At 66.4% G+C, this 21,364-nt stretch carries 17 protein-coding genes; 9 read left to right on the top strand and 8 right to left on the bottom strand.

The features are described from left to right. Positions 1–114: 114 nt before the first annotated feature. The 3 genes from mraZ to dinB all read right to left on the bottom strand — a co-directional run bounded on the left by mraZ (position 115) and on the right by dinB (position 2,765). Complete coding sequence (gene mraZ / locus ACZ9J7_RS15065; RefSeq protein ID WP_476210516.1) at positions 115–543, bottom strand: division/cell wall cluster transcriptional repressor MraZ; 429 nt, start codon at positions 541–543, stop codon at positions 115–117. Between the two features lie 365 nt (positions 544–908). Then, positions 909–1,280 (bottom strand): DUF3040 domain-containing protein, encoded by a 372-nt coding sequence (locus tag ACZ9J7_RS15060; RefSeq protein WP_476210514.1) that lies wholly within the window; start codon positions 1,278–1,280, stop codon positions 909–911. Positions 1,281–1,532: 252 nt separating this feature from the next. After that, a complete protein-coding gene (gene dinB / locus ACZ9J7_RS15055) occupies positions 1,533–2,765 on the bottom strand; it encodes a DNA polymerase IV (protein ID WP_476211871.1) in 1,233 nt (410 codons plus the stop codon). Positions 2,766–2,889: 124 nt separating this feature from the next. Between dinB and ACZ9J7_RS15050 the strand changes: the two genes are divergently transcribed. Continuing rightward, on the top strand, positions 2,890–3,408 hold the full coding sequence (locus ACZ9J7_RS15050) for a hypothetical protein (RefSeq protein WP_476210513.1): 519 nt from the start codon (positions 2,890–2,892) through the stop codon (positions 3,406–3,408). Next, a complete protein-coding gene (locus ACZ9J7_RS15045) occupies positions 3,405–4,499 on the top strand; it encodes a polyprenyl synthetase family protein (RefSeq protein WP_476210511.1) in 1,095 nt (364 codons plus the stop codon). The genes ACZ9J7_RS15050 and ACZ9J7_RS15045 overlap by 4 nt, the downstream gene beginning before the upstream one ends. 9 nt (positions 4,500–4,508) lie before the next feature. Here ACZ9J7_RS15045 and ACZ9J7_RS15040 read toward each other — a convergent pair whose 3' ends face one another. Next, positions 4,509–4,862, bottom strand: a complete 354-nt coding sequence (locus ACZ9J7_RS15040) for an Rv2175c family DNA-binding protein (RefSeq protein ID WP_168223113.1) — start codon at positions 4,860–4,862, stop codon at positions 4,509–4,511. Positions 4,863–5,111: 249 nt separating this feature from the next. Between ACZ9J7_RS15040 and ACZ9J7_RS15035 the strand changes: the two genes are divergently transcribed. Continuing rightward, entirely contained in the window at positions 5,112–6,503 is a 1,392-nt protein-coding gene (locus tag ACZ9J7_RS15035; protein WP_476210508.1) for a lytic transglycosylase, read from the top strand. Positions 6,504–6,604: 101 nt separating this feature from the next. Then, positions 6,605–8,683, top strand: a complete 2,079-nt coding sequence (gene pknB, locus ACZ9J7_RS15030; protein ID WP_476210507.1) for a Stk1 family PASTA domain-containing Ser/Thr kinase — start codon at positions 6,605–6,607, stop codon at positions 8,681–8,683. Positions 8,684–8,731: 48 nt separating this feature from the next. Here the strand turns inward: pknB and ACZ9J7_RS15025 are convergent, their stop codons facing one another. Both ACZ9J7_RS15025 and ACZ9J7_RS15020 read right to left on the bottom strand, forming a co-directional pair. Further along, positions 8,732–10,123: a class II 3-deoxy-7-phosphoheptulonate synthase gene (locus ACZ9J7_RS15025; RefSeq protein WP_476210505.1), complete on the bottom strand. Its 1,392-nt coding sequence runs from the start codon at positions 10,121–10,123 to the stop codon at positions 8,732–8,734. Between the two features lie 97 nt (positions 10,124–10,220). After that, the gene (locus tag ACZ9J7_RS15020; RefSeq protein ID WP_476211870.1) at positions 10,221–11,042 is read right to left on the bottom strand and encodes a lysophospholipid acyltransferase family protein; all 822 of its coding nucleotides are present in this window, start codon (positions 11,040–11,042) and stop codon (positions 10,221–10,223) included. A gap of 110 nt (positions 11,043–11,152) precedes the next feature. Between ACZ9J7_RS15020 and ACZ9J7_RS15015 the strand changes: the two genes are divergently transcribed. The 3 genes from ACZ9J7_RS15015 to ACZ9J7_RS15005 are packed head-to-tail and all read left to right on the top strand — an operon-like array spanning position 11,153 to position 13,291. After that, a complete protein-coding gene (locus ACZ9J7_RS15015; RefSeq protein WP_476210503.1) occupies positions 11,153–11,941 on the top strand; it encodes an alpha/beta hydrolase in 789 nt (262 codons plus the stop codon). After that, positions 11,938–12,744: an alpha/beta hydrolase gene (locus ACZ9J7_RS15010; RefSeq protein WP_476210501.1), complete on the top strand. Its 807-nt coding sequence runs from the start codon at positions 11,938–11,940 to the stop codon at positions 12,742–12,744. The genes ACZ9J7_RS15015 and ACZ9J7_RS15010 overlap by 4 nt, the downstream gene beginning before the upstream one ends. Continuing rightward, a complete protein-coding gene (locus ACZ9J7_RS15005; protein WP_476210500.1) occupies positions 12,731–13,291 on the top strand; it encodes a hypothetical protein in 561 nt (186 codons plus the stop codon). The genes ACZ9J7_RS15010 and ACZ9J7_RS15005 overlap by 14 nt, the downstream gene beginning before the upstream one ends. A gap of 32 nt (positions 13,292–13,323) precedes the next feature. Here the strand turns inward: ACZ9J7_RS15005 and ACZ9J7_RS15000 are convergent, their stop codons facing one another. Beyond that, positions 13,324–14,322 (bottom strand): ROK family glucokinase, encoded by a 999-nt coding sequence (locus tag ACZ9J7_RS15000; RefSeq protein ID WP_476211869.1) that lies wholly within the window; start codon positions 14,320–14,322, stop codon positions 13,324–13,326. 262 nt (positions 14,323–14,584) lie between these two features. Here ACZ9J7_RS15000 and ACZ9J7_RS14995 point away from each other — a divergent pair, with 262 nt between their 5' ends. Continuing rightward, a complete protein-coding gene (locus tag ACZ9J7_RS14995; protein WP_476210498.1) occupies positions 14,585–16,393 on the top strand; it encodes an AMP-dependent synthetase/ligase in 1,809 nt (602 codons plus the stop codon). A 94-nt stretch (positions 16,394–16,487) separates the two neighbouring features. Continuing rightward, a complete protein-coding gene (locus ACZ9J7_RS14990) occupies positions 16,488–17,528 on the top strand; it encodes an AAA family ATPase (RefSeq protein ID WP_476210496.1) in 1,041 nt (346 codons plus the stop codon). A 151-nt stretch (positions 17,529–17,679) separates the two neighbouring features. On the opposite strand, the gene ACZ9J7_RS14985 is transcribed toward ACZ9J7_RS14990, so the two are convergent. After that, complete coding sequence (locus tag ACZ9J7_RS14985) at positions 17,680–21,078, bottom strand: pyruvate carboxylase (protein ID WP_476210494.1); 3,399 nt, start codon at positions 21,076–21,078, stop codon at positions 17,680–17,682. Positions 21,079–21,364: the final 286 nt, after the last annotated feature.

The following is a 21,364-nucleotide window of genomic DNA, read 5'->3' as shown; positions in this document are numbered from 1 at the left end:
CATCCGCGCCTACCGTCCTGCCCGCCTGGCTCCGGGGAAGGTGAGCCAGGTTGGCAGCCGATGGGCCGGCTGGAGATCTCATCCAAGAAACGTCCCTGCCGTTCCCTCCGGAATTCAGAGAATGCCCGGGATGGGATCGTCAGTTTCGGAAAAGGCTGTTTCCTTCTCCGCGAGGTATTCATTCCAGGCCTGGGCGTCCCAGATCTCGGCGCGGGCACCGGCGCCGATGACGGCAAGTTCCCTGCCGAGTCCTGCGTACTCCCGGAGCGCTGGTGGAATTGTCACGCGCCCCTGCTTGTCAGGTACCTCGTCCGAGGCTCCAGAGAGAAAAACGCGGATGTAGTCACGTGCCTGCTTGGAGGAGATTGGAGCCTCCCGCATCTGCTCGTGGACCCGCGCAAATTCCTTCTCACTGAAGACGTAGATGCATCGTTCCTGGCCCCTCGTGAGCACCAGGCCGCTGGCAAGTTCCTCGCGGAACTTAGCGGGGAGAATGATCCGTCCCTTTTCATCCAGACGCGGCGAGTGAGTGCCCAGAAACACTGGCCCACCGCCTGTCCGCCGTCAGGAACTGCACATCCCCTATGTTGCAACCACCCTCTTATGTCCTCCACATTACTCCACTTTCCACCACAGTCAACGCAAAACGGCCCGCCACGAGGGCAAATAATGGGAAACATCCCGCGAAATGCCGCGGATTCGAGGCGGTGGTGGGAAGTGGAGGAATTTTCCCCCAGCGACGCCCGCCGGATGCCACGGGACTGCAGGGTGGATGGCATTCGCAGGAAGGATTGCGGATTAAAAGCGAAAAGACCCGCCGGAGCGGGTCTTTTACATCAATCCCCCGTGGTCAGGGGAGCAAAATGGAGGAGCCTGGAGCCGCAACGCGGCCGGCGTGGCGCCGGGGGTTAGGGTTCACCCCTGCGCCGTTCATCCCAGCGCTCTTCCAGGCTGCTCATGAACGAACTGCGCTGCTTGCCTGGCTTTCCGCCCGCCGCCTTGGATCCGGCCTTGCCGCGCGAGCTGCGCATCGTGGCGAAGTAGACTCCCCCACCCATCACCACGAATCCCAGCACTCCCACGAGGATGCTTTGCAGGGTGACGCCCACCAGCAGCAGGAACACGCCCGCCAGCGCGCCGAGGACACCAATGACCACATGCCTGGTTGACCATGAACGCCCCGGATCCGAACCCATTGAGTTCGCGAATTTCGGGTCGTCCTCGTGAAGCTGCTTCTCAAGCTGCTCAAGCAGCTTCTGTTCGTGCTCCGACAGCGGCATCACGACCTCCTTTTGTAGGCCAACGTCCGGGCTGATCCCAGCCACTACTTCTACTCCGTAGAACGCCTGCTGTTGCTGGAAAGTTCCCGCCTGGCCGGCCTTGGCCAAAACGGGAACCCAGCATGCGGTCGCGGGAGCGGGAGCATGTCCAAGAGGGTCCGGCAGTAAGTCCATTCACTCGAAACTATGTATCTCTAAGGATAGATTGTCGAGGGCTGATCTGAAAGACGGCAATGACTTCGGCGGACCCCGTCAGGCGGGCCGTTCGGTACTGCCGTCCGGCCGGTTTTCGGGCTCCATCAGACGGGCGGGAAGGACCGATTTGTCGCCGAACTTCCGCGCCACTTCGTCGAGCACCTGCTCGGCCGCGCGCCAGTTGTCATCCCTGCGGTCAATGCTCAGCTGGAGCGAGGTCCGGGCTGCTTCCTCGAGCTGTTCAGCCCTGACTCCCACCAGCCGCACGGCCATGGCCCTGGTTCCGACGGATTCGAGGAGCTGGAGTGCCACGGCGTAGAGCAGCTGGGCGCTGTCGACCGGGGTCTGGACGGTCCTGCTGCGGGTGATGGTGGAGAAATCGGCGAACCGTAATTTCAGGGCCACGGTGCGGGCAACCATTCCGGAGCTCCGCAGGCGGCCGGCGGTGCGGTGGGAAAGGCGGAGGAGTTCCCGGCGAAGGAGGGCGTCGTCGTCGGTATCTGTGGCAAAGGTCTCTTCCGCGCCGATGCTCTTTTCAAGCCGTACCGGCGTCACCGGGCGGGGATCGATGCCCCAGGCGAGCTGGTGGACGTGCTCCCCCGTTGCGCCGAGGACCTTCTTTAACGACGACACCGGAGTTGCGGCCACGTCCGCCACGGTACTGATTCCCATCTTCGCCAGCACCTCCTTGGTCTTGGCGCCCACACCCCAGAGGGCACCCACGGGCAGGCTGTGTAAGTACGGCACCGTCTGGTCGGGGCCAATGAGCAGCAGCCCGTCCGGCTTGCACCGTGTGGACGCGATCTTGGCAACGAACTTGGTCTCCGCAATGCCCACCGAGGCGGTGATGCCGAGCTCCGCGGCCACCCGGCGGCGGATCAGCTCCCCGATGCCGCGGGGCGGTCCCAGCCTGCGGAGCGCACCTGTGACGTCAAGGAAGGCCTCATCAACGCTGAGCGGCTCGACCAGTCCGGTGATGGATTCAAAGATGGACATCAGCTGCCCGGACACCTCGTAGTAGAGCTTGTGCCGCGGTTCGATCACCACGGCCTGCGGGCACATCCGCAGTGCCACGGCCATGGGCATGGCAGATTTAACCCCGAAGGCCCTGGCCTCATAGGAGCCGGAGAGGACTACCGAACGCTCACCCGGGAAGCCTACGATCACCGGCTTGCCGCGCAGTTCGGGCCGTGTGCGCAGCTCCACCGAAACGAAGAAGGCATCCATATCGACGTGCATGATGCACGTGCGCCGGCTGCCCTGGAGGCGCGCGGCGGATACCTGGTTCATACCTGCTGGCCCCACGGCTGCAATCCTATCGGTTTGTCCGGGCCGGGCTGGTTTGTGGGGAGCCTATGGCAGGCTGGCTAAACTGGAGGCTGGTTCCGCCAACAACACCAGGAGGAAAGTCTTCGTGACGGCTATTGGATACTTCAAGCCAGCTGGCCTGGCCGCGCTTGCCGCTGTTGGGGCGCTGGTCCTGGCCGGTTGCAGCCAGACACCGTCCGGACAAGCCGAGCCGTCCCCGTCCGTTGCCGCTTCCCAATCCGCCCTTACGGCTTCACCCAGCCCTTCGGCGTCGCCCAACACGTCCGCAACCGTGGGCGCAGTGGTGGAGGGATTCCCGCAGCAGCTCCTTCCCCTCATGCCGGGGGCAACGGTGGTTTCCAGCAGCTTTGACAAGGCGTCCACTCCAGCAACGGCAGCACTTGTGGGCACTGTGACGGCTCCCACCGCAGCCGTCATCGACTTTTACAGCAAGGCTTTGGAAGGCCAGGGGTTCAAGGCCGTCCCCGGCGACAAGGTGGGCGGAGTGGCCTCGAAGGATTTCGTCCGCGGTGACAACGAGACTGTCAACCTCTCCGTGGTTGAAGCCGCGGGCGTGTCCACCTTCACCATCGGTGCCAACGTGGCAGCTGAGTCAGCCAAGTGACGGCCGCCGAGCAGCTGAGGAACGAACAGGCCGACTTTGTGGCGGGGGTGGCCGGTGAGCTCACCGGCTTCCTGACGGCACGGCAATCCGTGATGTCCGGCATCTCCCCCGACATCGAACCCATCATGGGCTCGATCTCCAACCTGGTGACCGGCGGAAAGCGCCTCCGCGCCCTGATGTGCTACTGGGGCTGGCGGGGCGCAGGCGGCGAAGCGGGGGCGGCCCAGGTGGTAACGGCCGGCGCCGCGCTGGAGCTGTTCCAGGCGGCCGCGCTGATCCACGACGACATCATCGACCGTTCGGATACCCGGCGGGGCGGTCCCAGCGTGCACCGCCGATTCAGCCAGCTTCACACCTCGCAGGGCTGGGCCCTGGACAGCGAAAGGTTTGGCCAGGCTGCTGCCATCCTTGCGGGCGACCTTTGCCTGTCCTTCAGTGAGGAGGCCTTCACTGACATCGGCGAGCGGGCCGCATCCGGCAGCAGGGCGCGGCTGATCTTCAACCTCATGCGGGCCGAGGTCATGGCGGGCCAGTACCTGGACATCCTGGAGGAAGTCGCCGGTCCGGTGCGGGACCGGGCCGGTGCCGTCGGCAGGGCACAGTCGATCATCCGGTTCAAGAGCGCAAAGTACTCCACCGAACACCCCCTGGCCCTGGGTGGGGCCCTGGCGGGCGCCACCAACGATCTGCTTCGGGGCTACTCAGCGTTTGCCCTGCCGCTGGGCGAAGCGTTCCAGCTGCGGGACGACGTCCTGGGCGTGTTCGGTGATCCGTTGACCACCGGCAAGCCCGCGGGCGATGACCTGCGTGAGGGAAAGCGGACGGTCCTGGTGGCACTGGCCCTGGACCAGGCGTCCGCGGAAGAGTCGGCCTTTATTGATGCAAGCCTTGGCAGCCCCGACTTGTCCGACGCCGACATCCTGGAAATCCGTCGGATAATCGAGGATTCCGGTGCACTGCAGGCCACCGAAGTGCTCATCAGCGAATTCGGCGCGGCCGCTTTCGAGGCGCTCGACGGGCTTGAATTGGAAGAGCTGCCCAAAACCGCCCTGCGGAGGCTGGCTGAAGCAACGGTCAGCCGAGCCTCCTGACGGGGGCTGTTACCAGGCCAGGGTTTGGGCCCTGCGCCGGATTTCCGTCTTGCGGCCTTCGCGCAGGGCGTCGATCGGACGGCCGCGGAGCGATTCGTCTTCCGTGAACAGCCACACGATAAGGTCCTCATCTGAGTAGCCGGCATCGGCCAGCACCACGATGGTTCCCTTTAAGCTGTCCACCACCTGGCCGTCCTGGATGAACTCCGCGGGCACCGACCGGATTTTCCGCTCGCCCACGCGCAGGGCCGCCAGGGAACGCTCGTCAATCAGGCTGTGCACCTTTGTGACTGAAACATCCAATAAACGGGCGACGTCGGGCAGCGGCAGCCACTGGCCCACCAGGTTTTCTACATTACTCACGGATCAAGGTTGCCACGCCGCCCGCCCCGGCGCCTAGTCGGACTAATGCAATCCGCCCCTGGCCTGCGGACACTCCCAAAAAGAAGCCATTACCCGAATTCCGAAAATTCTTGTGCTATCCGCAAATTCATGAGAGATTCACACACATCACAGTTGTAACACTATTAACTTAAGTCACAGTAGTATCAAGATTGGCAGCGGCATCCCCGTCCGCGTCCGCACCCGCAGTTGAGAAGAGGATTCTTTCCGATGACGATGTCCCGCTCGCGCAAGCAGCCCCCCAAGCCGAGTCTGCCCATGATTGCCGCCACCACCGCGGCGCTGCCAGCGGTCGTTTTGTCATCATTAGCCCTTGCCGAGCCGGCCACGGCCCAGCAGCCCGCGAGGAACATTCCCAGCAGCCTTGCGGCAGCAATGCAGGCCCAGGCCGAAGCGAAAGCGGCCGGAACCTTCATTCCTGCTGCCGTTGTCTCGACCACCATTCCCGCAGCGTTCCAGCCCGCGGAGCCCTCGGCACCCGCGGAGTACACGATCGTCCGTGGGGATACCGTCAGTGGGATCGCCGGCCGGTTCGGCCTGGATACCGGGGACATCCTGAGGCTGAACAACCTGCAGGCCAACACCATCATTTATCCGGGCCAGAAGCTCAAGCTGTCCGGCTCAGCGCAGCCTGCCGCTCCCGCGCCGGCCGCTGCCCCTGCAGCGCCGGCACCCGCGGGCGGGGCAACCTACACGGTGAAGGCCGGGGACACCCTGGGGGCCATCGCCGCGAAGCACAACGTGTCCCTCTCGGACGTCTTCGCCTGGAACAACCTCTCCATGCGCTCCATCATCTATCCGGGACAGAAGGTCAAGGTGGGCGGCGGCGACGCCGCTCCTGCCCCCGCAGCCCCGGCACCGGCAGCCCCGGCCGCACCCGCACCTGCCCTGGCAAACACCGCCGCGCCGGCAACAGGCTCCTACACCATCAAGGCCGGCGACACCCTCTCCGCCATTGCGTCCCGCCACGGCGTCAAACTGTCGGACCTCCTCGCGGCCAACAAACTGGGCATGACTACTGTCATCTACCCGGGCAGCAAGCTGGTCATTCCCGGCGGCTCCGGCCAGCCGGATGCGCAGCCCGCGGCGGCAGCACCCCAGCCGGCTGCCGCACCCCTGGTGCCCAGTTCCTTCCTGGGCTTCAGCTACCCGGCCGCTGTTGTCAGCTCAGCCAACGAAAACAAGGCACTGCTGAACGCCTCTCCCGTTCCTTCCCGGGATGAGATGAAGAACATCGTTGCCGACACTGCACGCCGCATGGGCGTGGATCCCTCGCTGGCCATGGCCTTCGCCTACCAGGAATCCGGCTTCAACCAGCGGTCCGTCTCACCGGCCAATGCAATCGGCACCATGCAGGTCATTCCCAGCTCCGGGCAGTGGGCATCAGACCTGGTGGGACGGAAGCTGAACCTGCTGGACCCGTATGACAACGCCACGGCCGGCGTAGCCATCATCCGGCAGCTGCTGGCCACCAGCAAAGACCAGGACACCGCCATCGCGGGTTACTACCAGGGCCAGTACTCCGTGAGCAAGAACGGCATGTACGACGACACCAAGGCGTACCTCGCCGCCATCAAGGCACACCAGAAGAACTTCAGCTGAGCTTCGGCCACTGACAGCTGCAAGTCTGCGGGTCCGAACCGTTACCGGTTCGGACCCGTTTTCATTTCGGACGCGTTTTGCTGCGGGACTAGGATCGTAAGGTGCAGGAACACGTGTCAGACCCAGTTGTCGGGACGCTGGTGGACAACCGCTATGCAGTCACTTCCAGGCTTGCCCGTGGCGGGATGTCCACCGTCTACCTGGCGGTGGACCAAAGGCTGGACCGCGAGGTGGCGCTGAAGGTGCTCCATCCCCACCTCGCTGCCGACGAAAACTTCCTGGGCAGGCTGGGCCGGGAAGCCAAGGCTGCTGCCCGGCTGTCCCACCCGCACGTGGTGGGAGTCCTCGACCAGGGCAACGACGGCAACACCGCCTACCTCGTCATGGAATACATCAAGGGCCACACGCTCAGGGACGTCCTCAAGGACAGGGGCGCGCTGACACCCCGGCTGGCGCTGGCTCTGATCGATCCGGTGGTTGAGGGCCTCGCTGCCGCCCACGCGGCCGGCTTCATCCACCGGGACGTAAAACCGGAAAACGTCCTGATCGCCGACGACGGCCGGATCAAGATCGGCGACTTTGGCCTGGCCCGTGCCGTCACCAGTTCAACCAGCACCGGCGCGCTGATTGGAACAGTGGCCTACATCTCGCCCGAACTGGTCCTGGGCAAGCCGGCGGATGCCCGCAGCGACGTCTATGCCGTAGGCATCATGCTGTACGAAATGTTGACCGGGCGGCAGCCGTTCGAGGGCGAAGTACCCATCCAGGTGGCCTACCAGCACGTCAACGATGTGGTGGGGCCGCCGTCGGACCTCGTCCCGCAGTTGGCCGGCGAAGTGGATGAACTGGTGCAGTGGTGCACCGCCAACGATCCGGAGAACCGGCCCGTGGACGGCAGTGCGCTGCTCCAGGAACTGCGCCACATCCGCACCAACCTCACCGATGCTGAACTGGACCTGCAACCGCCGGCCGCAGCGGCGGCTGCCGCCATGCACCAGACCGAGGTCCTGGGCCGCGCCAGCAACCCGACAACCATGATGCCCCCTTCCCGGCCAGCTGCACCCGCCTATCCGCCGCGGCAGTACCAGCAGGCGGAGGCAAACCCGACGGAGCAGGTTGCCTACCACCGGCGGCCGGGACTCACGCTGCCCGACGACGACGATGCCGGCAGCGGCTGGTCTCCCCCGCCGCCGCGGCTGGGCAAGCGGGCACAACGCAAAGCGGACAGGGAAAGCGAGAAACTCCGCGCCGAAGCGGCCGCCACGCCGGTGCGCACCCTGCGGGAAGGAAATCCGCGCCGCCGCGGCCTCCTGTGGGTCGTGCTCCTTATCCTCGCTGCCCTCCTGGCAACGGGTGCGGGATGGTTTTTCGGCATGGGTCCCGGTGCCGCCGCCGCTGTCCCCGCGGTGGCCAACAAGACCGTGGCCCAGGCCCAGCAGCTCCTGGACGGGGTGGGCTTCCACTCCACCACGAGCGACGTCTTCGACGACGACGTGCCCACCGGACTCGTGGTGGGCAGCGAGCCGGCGGCGGGGACGGAAATACGGAAGTTCCAGCCGGTCTCCCTGCTGGTGTCCAAGGGGCCACAGCTTTTCCCCCTGCCGGACCTCAGCCGCGGGAACCTGGACGATGCCAAGAAGGCCCTCAACGGGGCGGAGATGGCGCTGGGCACCGTCACGGAAAAGTTCGACGACCAGGCAACGGCCGGAAGCGTCCTGTCCCAGGATCCAGCCGCAGGCACTCCGGCCCGCCACGGGACTCCCGTCGGAATCACCGTTTCCAAAGGCCCGCAGCCACTTCCGGTGCCGTCGGTCGTGGGAAAGAACGGGAACGATGCCGTTGCCGCCATTGAGGCAGCAGGCCTTACGGCCAAGGTGGCGCCGGACCGGGTGTTCGACCGGAATGTTCCGGAGGGCGCAGTTGTCAGCCAATCCCCGGCCGACGGGACACTCACCCGGGGCGGGGCCGTCACCCTGACTATTTCCAAGGGTCCCAAAATGGTGGCGGTCCCGAGCTTTATCGGCAAGCAGGCCACCGAAGCAGAACAGGCCCTGAAGAAGCTGGGATTCGAAGTCCGCCGGAACAACATCCTGGGCGGCTTCTTCGGCACGGTCCGGGACCAGTCGCCGGTGAACCGGGAAGTCCCGGAAGGCTCCGTCGTCACCATCACCGTGGTGTAGCCCGGTGGGCCGGCCAGGCCGGCCCACCGGGACGCGTTGGCTCCGTCGCTAGTGCTTGGCCAGGGCGCCGGCCACCAGGAAGGCCATCTCCAGTGACTGCATGTGGTTCAGGCGGGGATCGCAGACAGACTCGTAGCGGTCCAGGAAAGCATCCTGGTCGATCGGGTCAGCGCCGCCAAGGCACTCTGCCACGTCGTCGCCCGTCATCTCCACATGCAGGCCGCCCGGTACCGTGCCCAGGCCGTGGTGCACCTCGAAGAAGCCACGCACCTCGTCGATGACGTCGTCAAAGTTGCGCGTCTTGTACCCGTTGGGCGAGGTGACCGTATTGCCGTGCATGGGGTCGGTAACCCACAGGACCTGCGCACCGGAGGCGGTGACCTTCTCGACGACGGCGGGCAGCTTCTCGCGGATGTTGCCTGCGCCCATGCGGGTGATGAACGTGAGGCGGCCGGGTTCGCGGTCGGGGTCGAGCTTGTCGATAAGGCGCAGTGCGTCATCGCCGGTGGTGGAAGGGCCAAGCTTGACGCCGATGGGGTTGCGTACCCGCGAAAGGAAGTCGACGTGGGCGTGGTCGAGCTCCCGGGTCCGCTCGCCGATCCACAGGAAGTGCGCCGAGGTGTCATAGGGGAAGCCGGTACGGGAATCGATGCGGGTCAGCGCGCGTTCGTAGTCCAGCAGCAGCGCCTCGTGGCTGGCGAAGAACTCCACGCGCTTGAGGGCTTCGAAGTCGGCGCCGCACGAGTCCATGAACTTGATGGCACGGTCAATGTCGCGGGCCAGCGATTCATAGCGGGCGTGGGCCGGGTTTTCGGTGAACCCCTTGTTCCACTGGTGGACGGAGCGCAGGTCCGCGAAGCCGCCCTGCGTAAAGGCGCGGATGAGGTTCAGGGTGGAGGCCGACGTGTGGTAGGCGCGCAGCATGCGGGCGGCGTCGTGGCCGCGGGACTCGGGGGTAAAGTCGTACCCGTTGACAATGTCGCCGCGGTACGCGGGCAGCGTCACGCCGTCACGGGTTTCGTCATTGGAAGAGCGCGGCTTGGCGAACTGGCCCGCCATGCGGCCCATCTTGATGACCGGCATCGCGGCGCCGTAGGTGAGCACCACTGCCATCTGGAGGATCGTCTTGACGCGGGCGCTGATCTTGTCCGCCGTGGCGGCGTCGAAGGTCTCCGCGCAGTCGCCGCCCTGCAGCAGGAACGCCTTGCCCTGGGCGGCGGCGGCCAGCCGCTCGCGCAGGACATCCACTTCACCTGCAAACACCAGGGGCGGAAGGACCGACAATTCCTTCACGGAAGCCTCAAATACATCCTTGTCCTGCCAGCTGGGTTGCTGGGAGATGGGGAGGTCCCGCCAGTGGTCCAGTCCGGGATAGTTGGCCGCTCCGCTCTGGGCGGTGCTGGACAGAGAAAAGGCTGGTTTTGCAGATAGCTCAGTCACCCTCTAAGACTAGCGGCAGCGCGGCAGCGGCGGACACCGGACCGTCACGGTGCCCGCTGTCCCCGTCACAACCGCCGCCCGGCAGCCGGGGGTTCCGCTATCCCCTGGCCTTTGTGCCGCCGTCGTCCTTCACCACCGGCTGTGGGGCCGCTTCGCCGGAACCGGCCTCCTGGACGAATCCTGCGTCGGACGCCGCAGGGGCGGCAAGTGGCTCGGCGGCGGCAAGGGGCTCCCCGGGCTTGCCGGCGAGCCGCAGCTTCACCACCGCCGCATATTCGTCCACGTACTCCTGGCCGGAGAGCCGCAGCAGGCGGGACATGATCTGGTCCGTTACCTGGCGCTGGACTGCCCGGTCCTCGGCCTGGTCCCGGTACTGGCTGAAATCCAGCGGTTCGCCGAAGATCATGCCAATCCTGCGGATATTGGGCAGCCGCTTGCCAATGGGCTGGACCTTGTCGGTGCCGATCATGGCAACCGGGATCACGGGGACCCCCGCCTGCAGCGCCAGCCTGGCGACCCCAACCTTTCCGCGGTACAGCCGCCCGTCCGGGCTTCGCGTGCCCTCCGGGTAGATGCCGAGCAGGCCGCCGGCATCCAGCACATCCATCCCGGCGTTGAGGGATGCTGCGGAGGCGGCACCGCCTGAGCGGTCCATGGGCAACTGGTTGGTCAGGCGGAAGAACGCGGCCGTAAGGCGCCCCTTAATTCCGGTTCCCGTGAAGTATTCCGACTTGGCAAGGAACACCACCGGGCGCCGCACCATGAGCGGCATGAAGATCGAATCGGAGAACGACAGGTGGTTGGAGGCGATGATGGCGGCCCCCTGCGCCGGGATATTGTCCAGGCCCTTGACCCAGGGCCTGAAAAGCAACTTGATCACTGGACCGAGGAAGATCCGTTTCATGACCCAATAGAACACGTGGTGAACCTCTCCGGAAGGCAGCCCCAGGCCCAGCGTCGGGCCTGGCCAGCGATTCAATGCAACCCTACTCTAGTGAGATTTGGCTGGAACAGTGACACGATGGACTCATGACTGAAAGCAGCACCCCGTCCCGTCCGGCCGCTTTCAGTTACCCGGGCCATGGCGCCAATGCCCGCACCGGGGTGGCCATTTGCCACGGTTTTACGGGCAGTCCCCTGAGTGTCATGCCGTGGGCGGAGCACCTGGCGGACCTGGGATATGCAGTCTCCGTTCCCCTCCTTCCGGGGCACGGCACGGACTGGCGTCAGCTTGCCCGGACAGGCTGGAAGGACTGGTACCGCAGCTACGAGAAGGCCCTGCAGGATTTGTCGGAGCGAACGGATTCCTGTTTCGCCGCAGGGCTGTCAATGGGCGGTGCCGTCGCACTGCTGGCGGCGTCCCGGCATCCGGTGGCGGGGGTCAGCGTGGTCAATCCGGGCCTGAGCTTCTACGACTGGCGGGTCCGGGTCATCGGACTCCTTAAGTATGTCCAGCGCACCACCGTCCCCATCCAGGAGGACCAGACCGGCGCCCCCGCCACCGACGATGGCGACTATTCGCTGACCCCGCTGGCCTCCGTGCATGAGCTCAAGAAACTCTTCGGCGCTGCCGTACGATCCCTGCCGGCCGTGGACGCCCCCGTCCAGGTCTTCAAATCGCGCACGGACGCTGTGGTGCCGCCGACGTCGCTGGCCTTGCTGCGGAAGGGACTGGGCAGAAACCTCGCCGAGGTGGTGGACCTTGCCAGCAGCGGACATGTGGCTACTCTGGACGTTGACGCGCCCTCGATCTTCGCCAAGTCGGGCGAATTCGTCGCCGCCCATGCCCGCCGCACCAGTACCTTGGAGACGCCATGACCTCCGGACCGGACCACAGCCCGTTTTCCAGCGCCTTCAGCGGCGAAGGACCCCGCACCGGGGTAGTCCTGTCCCACGGGTTCACGGGAAGCCCCCATGGCCTGCGCGCCTGGGCTTCGGCGTTCGCTGCCGCGGGTTTCGCTGTCCGGATGCCGCTGCTTCCGGGCCATGGAACCACGTGGCAGGACCTGGCACGCACCCGCTGGCAACAATGGCACGGCGCCCTTGATGACGCTTTCCTGGAACTGGACGCTGAATGCGACCAGGTGTTTGCGGCCGGCCTGAGCATGGGCGGAGCCCTGGCGCTGCGCATAGCCGCCACCCGGTCCGTGGCTGGAGTGCTCCTGGTGAACCCGTGCCTGGTGGTTGACGATCCCCGGGCGCCGTTGGCAGGAATCCTGAAGCTGGTGCTCAAAAGCACCCCGTCCATCGGCAACGACATCCTCAAGGCCGGGATGGATGAGGGCGCGTATGCGCGCACGCCGGTGGCCGCTGCCCACGAACTGAACAAGATGTTCCGGGATACGGTCCGGCTCCTTCCCCGGGTCACCGCGCCCGTGCAGGTCTACCGCTCCACCGTCGACCACGTGGTGTCGGACGCCAGCATGAACCTCCTCCGGCGGGGGTTGACGCACGCTCCGCTGGAAGTGGTGCGGCTGGAGAACAGCTACCACGTGGCTACCCTCGACAACGACGCCGACCGCATCTTCGAAGGGTCCGTGGACTTCATCAAGCGGGTCCAGCAGGATTCAGCCGCCCGCCCGGCGGGACCGGGACAGGAGGTCCGCCGTGAACAGGCCTGACTCCGACCAGCCGGACCAGGGCGCCAACCAGGACGACGCCGTCTGGCTGGACCTCGTGGCCCGGCTCGAATCGGACACCGTGGCCATCCGGCCCGATGCCGCCCCGCGGGAACAAGCACCCACCGGCACGGCGGCCGCTGCGCCCGAGGCGCCGGCACAGCCCTCATTCCGCGACTTTGATCCCCTGGGCCTGGCGGGGACTCCGCCCGCCGAAAAGTCTGCAGCTGAGCGCGAGGCTGCGGCGCAGGCCGGCCCCGAAACGGATATGCCCGCAGAGGGACCCAGGGACTATGACGTGGACGACGAGGGCGGGGAGTTCGTGCCGGAGGAGCCGCCCAGCCTTGCCGGCACGGACCCGTTGACCATGCTCGCCTGGCTCGGGGCCGTGGGTGGACCCGTGGCGCTGCTGCTCTCGGCCATGTTCTGGCGGTCGGCGCCCCTGCTGGCGATCGTTGGCATCGTGGCCATATTCGTGCTGGCAACGGTGTACCTGATCATGAAGCTGCCCGAGGAAAAGAACGGCGACGACGACGGCGCAAGGGTTTAGCGCCCCTGCGGGTGGCCAGCCCGCCGTCGTCCTCAGCCGTGGACGCGGCTGCTGACGCGGGACAGGTCGGCCGCTCCGATGAGGCCCGCGTTGGGGCCCAGGGCCGCCAGTTCGATCCCTGCAGCCGGGCGGAACCCCCGCCCTGTCAGGTTCCGCGCGAACGCCTTCCGGGCCGGCCCTACCAGCAGGTCACCGGCTGAGCAGAGCCCGCCGCCGATGACGAACAGGCCGGGGTCCAGGGCCGCGGCCAGATTGGCCAGCCCGAGCCCTAGCCATTCGCCGACCTCCTCGATCAGCTCCTGGGAGGCAGGATCCCCCGCCAGGGCCAGTTCAGTCACGATGGCTCCGGTGATTGCTTCGGGATGTCCGTCCACGGCTGCCAGCAGGTCCTGGGCCACCGGCGAATTGGACCGGGCCAGTAGCCGGGCTTCCCGTCCCAGTGCGTTGCCTGAGGCGTATTGTTCCCAGCAGCCGCGGTTGCCGCATTCGCAGCGGTGTCCGCCCGGCATGATGATCTGGTGGCCGAACTCCCCGGCGACGCCGAACCGGCCCCGTTCCACCCTGCCGTCCATCACCATGGCCCCGCCGATGCCCGTCCCCAGCGTGATGCAGACCAGGCGGTCCTCCCCCTGGCCCGCGCCGAACCGCCATTCCGCCCAGGCTGCGGCGTCGGCGTCGTTGGTCAGGAGCACCGGGCGCCGGAGGAGCCGCTGGAGGTTTTCCCGCAGCGGCTCGTTGCGCCAGGCCAGGTGGGGGCTGAAGAGGACGGTGCCGCCGGCCAGGTCCATCCAGCCGGCAGCGCCGATGCCGACAGACCAGATGCGGTGGCCCCGGCCCAATTCCTCCACGAGTTCCACGATGACCTGCTCCACCGCCCGCGGGTCGGTCCCGGGCGTGGAGCGGCGGGCCTCGCTGAGGATCCGGCCTTCGGCGTCCACCACGCCTGCGGCTACCTTGGTTCCGCCGATGTCAATCCCGATGGCCAGTCCCTTGCGGCCCAGGCGGAGGTGGCCGCCGACGCCCCCGTGCATTTGTCCGGCACGGTGGTTGGCGGGACGGCGGCGCCAGGGTGCCGGTCTTTTCAGGGGGCCGGCCTGATCGCCGGGCAACGGTCCGTACATAGTCCACCATTCTAGGCCGGGAGGCAGGATTGCCTTGACAAAAGCCGCGCTCCGCAGCGTCCATTGACGCCTAAGTTACTGGCCAGTAGGTTTGTGTACTGCACTGTTCCGCCCTGGGTACTAGTCTTTAGGCAACCCCCTGCGCGGGACTTCGGATATCAAAGGAGCTATAGTGCGCGAATTCAGTGTTCCGCCCCTGGTTGTGGTCCCACCCGAAACCAACATCACGGATCTCGTGTTGCGCCAGGCGGTCAAGCCCAGCAACCCGGCACTGTTTTCGCGCCTGGATCCTGCGAGCACCTGGCGGGACGTTCCCGCCACCGAGTTCCTCGCCGATGTCCAGGCCTTGGCCAAGGGGCTCATCGCCAGCGGAGTGGGCGCCGGCGACCGCGTCGGTATCATGTCCCGCACCCGCTACGAATGGTCCCTGGTGGATTTCTCCATCTGGTTCGCGGGTGCCGTCTCGGTGCCCATTTACGAAACCTCCTCCCCTTCCCAGGTTGCGTGGAACCTCGGTGACTCCGGTGCCGTCGCCGCCTTCGGCGAATCCGGCCACCATGAGAACGTCATCAGGCAGGCGGTCACAGCCGAGGGGCTTACCGACGTGCAGCACGTCTGGCAGCTGGAAGGCCAGGGACTGGACAGCCTCCGCGAGGCGGGCCGCGGCGTCAGCGACGAAGAACTCGAGGCACGCCGCAGCACAGCCGGGCTGCAGGACGTGGCCACCATCATCTACACCTCCGGAACCACGGGACGCCCCAAGGGGTGCGAACTCACGCACGGCAACTTCGTGGAGCTCTCGGACAATGCCCTGGCCATCATCGGCGAGATTGTCCATGAGAAGGCCAAGACCATCATGTTCCTGCCGCTGGCCCACGTGTTTGCCCGGTACATCTCGGTGCTGGCCATGGCCGCCGGAACCACGGTGGCCCACACGCCGGACATCAAGAACCTCCTCGCTGACCTGCAGAGCTACGAACCGACGTTCATCCTGGCGGTGCCCAGGGTATTCGAGAAGGTCTACAACTCGGCCCTGACGAAGGCCGAGGACGGCGGCAAGGGCGCCATCTTCCACCGGGCAGCGGAGACTGCCATCGCTTACTCGAAGGCCAGCCAGGACGGACGGGTGGGGCTGGGCCTGAAGCTGCGGCACGCGTTGTTCGACAAGCTGGTCTACGGCAAGCTCCGCGCGGCCATGGGCGGGCACGTTGCCCACGCCGTGTCCGGCGGCGGTCCCCTGGGTGAGCGGCTGGGCCACTTCTTCCAGGGCATCGGCCTGCAGGTACTGGAGGGATACGGGCTTACCGAAACCACCGCGCCCATCACCGTGAACACCCCGTCGCGGATCAAGATCGGCTCCGTGGGCAAGCCCCTCCCGGGCAACTCCGTCAAGATTGCCGACGACGGCGAGATCCTGGCCAAGGGAGTGTGCGTCATGCGGGGCTACTACAGGCGTGAGGACCTGACCGCGGAAGCCTTCACCGATGGCTGGTTCCATACCGGGGACATTGGGCAGATCGATGACGAGGGGTTCGTCTGGATCACCGGCCGGAAGAAGGAAATCATCGTCACCGCGGGCGGCAAGAACGTCATCCCGGCCCTGCTTGAGGACCAGATCCGGGCCGATGCCCTCGTGTCGCAGGTCCTCGTGGTGGGCGACAACAGGCCCTTCATCGGGGCCCTGGTGACCCTGGACCAGGAGGCCCTGCCGGGCTGGCTCCAGCGCCACGGCCTCCCCGCGGACACCACCCTCGAGCAGGCAGCGGCCAACCCGGTGGTGAAGGCGGCAGTCCAGGACCTGGTTACCGCAGCAAACACCTCGGTCTCCCAGGCCGAGGCCATCAAGTCCTTCCGCATCGTCCCGGCCGACTTCACGGAAGCCTCCGGCCATCTCACCCCGTCCATGAAGGTGAAGCGGGCCCAGGTGATGAAGGACTTCGAAACGGTCATCGAGGAGATGTACTCGGCCCCGCGTCCCTGACGCCGGCAACGATGAAAGGGTCTTTCCGCAAGGGAGGGCCCTTTCCCCATTAACTGTCCACCCCTGGCACGGGATCGGGTACTACAGTGGATGCATGGCTGCCAGCCGCAAACCGCTCGACGACCTGCGTGAAACGCTCGGCCACCTGGCCGATCAGCTCAAGCTGCCCGGATCGGAGCGCGTAGACGACCTTGTGGGCGACCTCATGGGTGCCAGGCCCGGCCCGGCCCGGCCGCTGTCCGAGCTGCAGGCGGAGCTCGATGCACTGGTGGGCCTGGAGACCGTGAAGGAACAGGTGCGCGCCCTCGTCGCACTGCTCCAGGTCCAGGCGCGCCGCAAGGCGCACGGCCTGCCGGAGGTGGCCACCTCCCAGCATCTGGTGTTCCTCGGAAACCCGGGCACGGGCAAGACCACCGTGGCACGGCTCCTGGCCGAGATGTACCGGGCGGTGGGCCTGCTGCAGAAGGGCCACCTGGTGGAGGTGGACCGTTCGGGCCTGGTGGGGCAATACGTTGGGCAGACTGCCATCAAGACGGACCGGGTGATCAGGCGTGCGCTGGACGGCGTTCTGTTCATCGACGAGGCCTACGGCCTGGCCCCGGAAGACGGCAGGATGGACTTCGGACCCGAGGCGATCGAGGTCCTGTTGAAGCGGATGGAGGACCACCGCCACCGCCTGGTGGTAATCGTGGCCGGGTACCCGCGGCTGATGGAGTCGTTCCTGCTCTCGAACCCCGGCCTGCGTTCCCGCTTCGCCCGCGAGATCACCTTCCCCGACTACTCTGTTGAAGCACTCCAGACGATCTTCCACCAGATGCTGGCCCAGCACGAGTACATGCTGGAGCCGGGGGCGGACCAGATGCTGCGCCGAATCTTTACCGGGCTGCACGCGGGCGAGGACTCCGGCAATGCACGGTTCGCGCGCACTTTGTTTGAGCAGGCGCTCAACCGCCAGGCCCTGCGGCTCTCGCTCGACGAGGAACAAAGCCTCGAGGCGCTTGACCGGGAAGCTGTCATGACCCTTACTGCCGACGACATTGCCGGGGCCGCGCTGGCCCTGGGCGAGGAGCCGGATCTGGAACCTGGGCCGGTACCGGAACCGGCGCAGTCACGCTGGTGGCGCTGGCTGGCCTGACCGGCCACCGCCTTGGTTGCCCGCCGTCCCGGGTTCGCGGACAGCGCCTGGTCATGGAACTGCTCCCCGAAGATCTGCACTGGATTTCCAGGTGCAGTCCTCGGGGAGCAGCCAACGAACAGGGTGACCCTTTCGGGGTCCTCGGACCGTCCTACTGTTCGATAACCAGCAGCAGGTCCCCGCCCTGGACCTGCTCCACCGCGGAGATGGCGAGGCGGGACACCTTGCCGGCCACCGGCGTCGTAATGGATGCTTCCATCTTCATTGCCTCGATGGTGGCCACGGTGTCTCCCGCCTTGACCGTCTCCCCCGGTTTGACGGTGACGGTGACGGCCCCGGCGAAGGGAGCGGCCACCTGGCCGGGCTGGGCGGGATCGGCTTTCTCGGCGGCCTTGACGTTGCTGACTACGGAGCGGTCGCGGACCACCACGGGCCGGGACTGGCCGTTGAGGGTGCACATGACGGTGCGCATGCCCTTCTCGTCCGGCTCCGACACCGCCTCCAGGGAGGCAATCAAGCGCACGCCGCGCTCCAGCTGGATCTCGTGCTCGGTGCCGCGCTGCAGGCCGTAGAGGTAGTCGCGGGTATCCAGGACCGAGATGTTGCCGTACGTCTCCACGCTCTTGAGGTAGTCCTTGGTGGGACCATCGAAGAGCAACCGGTTCAGCGTGTGCTGGCGGGTCTTGGAGTCTGACTTGAGCGCTGCGCTGTCTTCGGCGCTGAGCTCCACGTCGCGGACCTTGACGCTCCTGCCCTGCAGGGCCTTGGTGCGGAACGGCTCAGGCCAGCCCCCGGGAGGATCGCCGAGTTCGCCCGACAGGAAGCCGATGACGGAATCGGGGATGTCGTAGTTCTGTGGGTTCGCTTCGAAGTCGGCAGGATCAGCGTTGAGGCCCACCAGGTGCAGGGCGAGATCGCCAACCACCTTGGAGGACGGCGTTACCTTCACCAGGTGCCCCAGGATCTGGTCCGCTGCGGTGTACATGTCCTCGATAGCCTCGAACTGCTCCCCCAGGCCAAGGGCCATGGCCTGCTGGCGCAGGTTGGAGAGCTGGCCACCCGGGATCTCGTGCTTGTACACGCGGCCGGTGGGGCCGGGCAGGCCGGACTCGAACGGCGCGTAGACGCGGCGGACCGCTTCCCAGTAGGGCTCGAGCGAGCTGACGGCGTCCAGGCTGAGGCCGGTGTCCCGCGGCGTGTGGGCCAGGGCAGCAACAAGGGCCGACGCCGACACTTGGCTGGTGGTGCCCGCGAGGGATGCGGAAGCCACGTCCACCGCGTCCACGCCGGCGTCGACAGCCGACAGCAGCGTGGCCAGCTGGCCGCCGGCGGTGTCGTGGGTGTGCAGGTGGACGGGCAGGTCGAAGCGCTCACGCAGCGCGGAGACCAGCTTGGCTGCGGCAGCAGGCCGGAGCAGCCCGGCCATGTCCTTGATGGCCAGGATGTGGGCTCCGGCGTCGACGATCTTCTGCGCCAGCCCCAGGTAGTAGTCCAGGGTGTAGAGCTTCTCTTCCGGGTCCAGCATGTCGCCGGTGTAGCAGAGGGCCACCTCTGCGACGGCGGTGCCGGTGGCCCGGACGGCTCGGATGGCAGGAGCCATCTGGCTGACGTCGTTCAGGGCGTCAAAGATGCGGAAGATGTCGATGCCCGTGGCGGCAGCCTCGTTGACGAAGGCTTCGGTGACTTCTTCGGGGTAGGGCGTGTAGCCCACGGTGTTGCGGCCGCGCAGCAGCATCTGGATGCAGATGTTGGGCATGGCCTTGCGCAGGGCGGCGAGCCGGTCCCAGGGGTCCTCGCCCAGGAAGCGCAGGGCCACGTCATAGGTCGCACCCCCCCAGGCCTCGACGGAGAGCAGTTGCGGCATGAGGGCCGTAACGGCGGGGCCGGCGGCGACGAGGTCGCGGGTGCGGACTCGCGTGGCCAGCAGGGACTGGTGCGCGTCACGGAAGGTGGTGTCGGTGACGGCAACGGCATTCTGCTCGCGCAGTGCCTTCGCGAAGCCTTCCGGGCCCAGCTCAAGAAGCTTCTGGCGTGAACCGGGCCCGGCCTGCATGTCCTTGACGTCGGGGAGCTTGTGGGCCGGGTCCGAGTGCACGGCCAGGTCGCCGTTGGGCTTGTTGACGGTGACGTCAGCCAGCCAGGTCAAGAGCTTGGTGCCGCGGTCGGCCGATACGCGGGCCTTGAGCAGTTCCGGGCGCTGGTCGATGAAGTTCGTGGCCACATCCCCGGCGATGAAGTCGGGGTCATCCAGCACAGCCTGGAGGAAGGGGATGTTCGTGGAGACGCCGCGGATGCGGAACTCCGCCAGTGCGCGGCGGGCGCGGGCAACCGCAGCGGGGTAATCCCTGCCGCGGCAGGTGAGCTTGACCAGCATGGAGTCGAAGTGCGGGCTGATCTCGGCGCCGGAGTAGACCGTGCCGCCGTCAAGGCGGACACCGGCGCCGCCTGCCGAACGGTATCCGGTGATCTTTCCGACGTCGGGGCGGAACCCGTTGGCGGGGTCTTCGGTGGTGATGCGGCTCTGAAGGGCGGCGCCGCGAAGCTTGACGCTGTCCTGGGAAAGCCCCAGGTCCGCGAGCGTCTCGCCGGAGGCGATCCGCATCTGCGCCTGGACCAGGTCCACGTCCGTGACTTCCTCGGTGACCGTGTGCTCCACCTGGATGCGCGGGTTCATTTCGATGAAGACGTGCTGGCCTGCGCGTTCGCCCTCGGTGTCCACGAGGAATTCGACGGTACCGGCGTTGACGTAGTTCAGTGCCTTGGCGAACTTCACGGCATCCCGGTACAGGGCCTGCCGGATGCCCTCATCAAGGTTGGGCGCGGGGGCGATCTCGATGACCTTCTGGTGCCGCCGCTGGATGGAGCAGTCGCGCTCGAAGAGGTGCATGACGTTGCCCTCGGCGTCCGCGAGGATCTGCACTTCGATGTGCCGCGGGCGGAGGACCGCCTGCTCCAGGAACATGGTGGGATCACCGAACGCAGCATCGGCTTCGCGCATGGCCGACTTCAGTGCTTCGGGCAGTGCCTCGCGGGTATCGACCCGCCGCATGCCGCGGCCACCGCCGCCGGCAACGGCCTTGGCGAAAATGGGGAATCCGATCTCATCGGCCGCGGCCAGGAGTTCGTCCAGGTCCTTGGACGGCTCGCTGGACTTCAGGACCGGTACCCCGGCCTCGCGGGCCGCCTTCAGCGCCGCCACCTTGTTGCCGGCGAGCTCAAGCACCTCGGCGGGCGGACCCACGAAAGTGATGCCGGCGTCCTTGGCCGCGCGTGCCAGTTCAGGGTTTTCCGAGAGGAACCCGTAGCCGGGGTAGATGGCGTCTGCGCCGGCCTCTTTCGCGACCCGCACCACCTCGGCCACGTCCAGGTAAGCCCGGACCGGGTGGCCTTCCTCGCCAATCAGGTAAGCCTCGTCCGCCTTCTGCCGATGGATCGAGTTACGGTCCTCCTGGGGAAAAACGGCAACGGTCTTTGCGCCCAGCTCATAGCCAGCGCGGAAGGCCCTGATCGCGATTTCGCCGCGGTTGGCCACCAGAACTTTGGAAAACATACTTCTCCTGCATCATTGCGGGTGGATCGATGAGTGGTCACAGTGTCTAGGACCTGCAAGGACAAACACAAATCTTTGTGGCCACGGTCACAGATTTTCCCGTCATGGACCGAACGCTTTGGGCCTGGCTGGCGGAAACCGCCCGGGCAGCACAGTCGGTGCCATGCCGACGCCCGATAAAGCAGGATTCGCCGACGCATCAACATATGATGAGTAGGGCGGCAGGACCGTCCGGCTTCGGCTCTGCCGAGGCAAACATTACCCCCAACACGGCATCCGGCGTTAG

It is taken from the genome of Pseudarthrobacter sp. TE9888 (assembly GCF_056279345.1).
The sequence above is the reverse complement of the archived record's forward strand: the minus strand, read 5'-3'. Positions and strand labels throughout refer to the sequence as shown.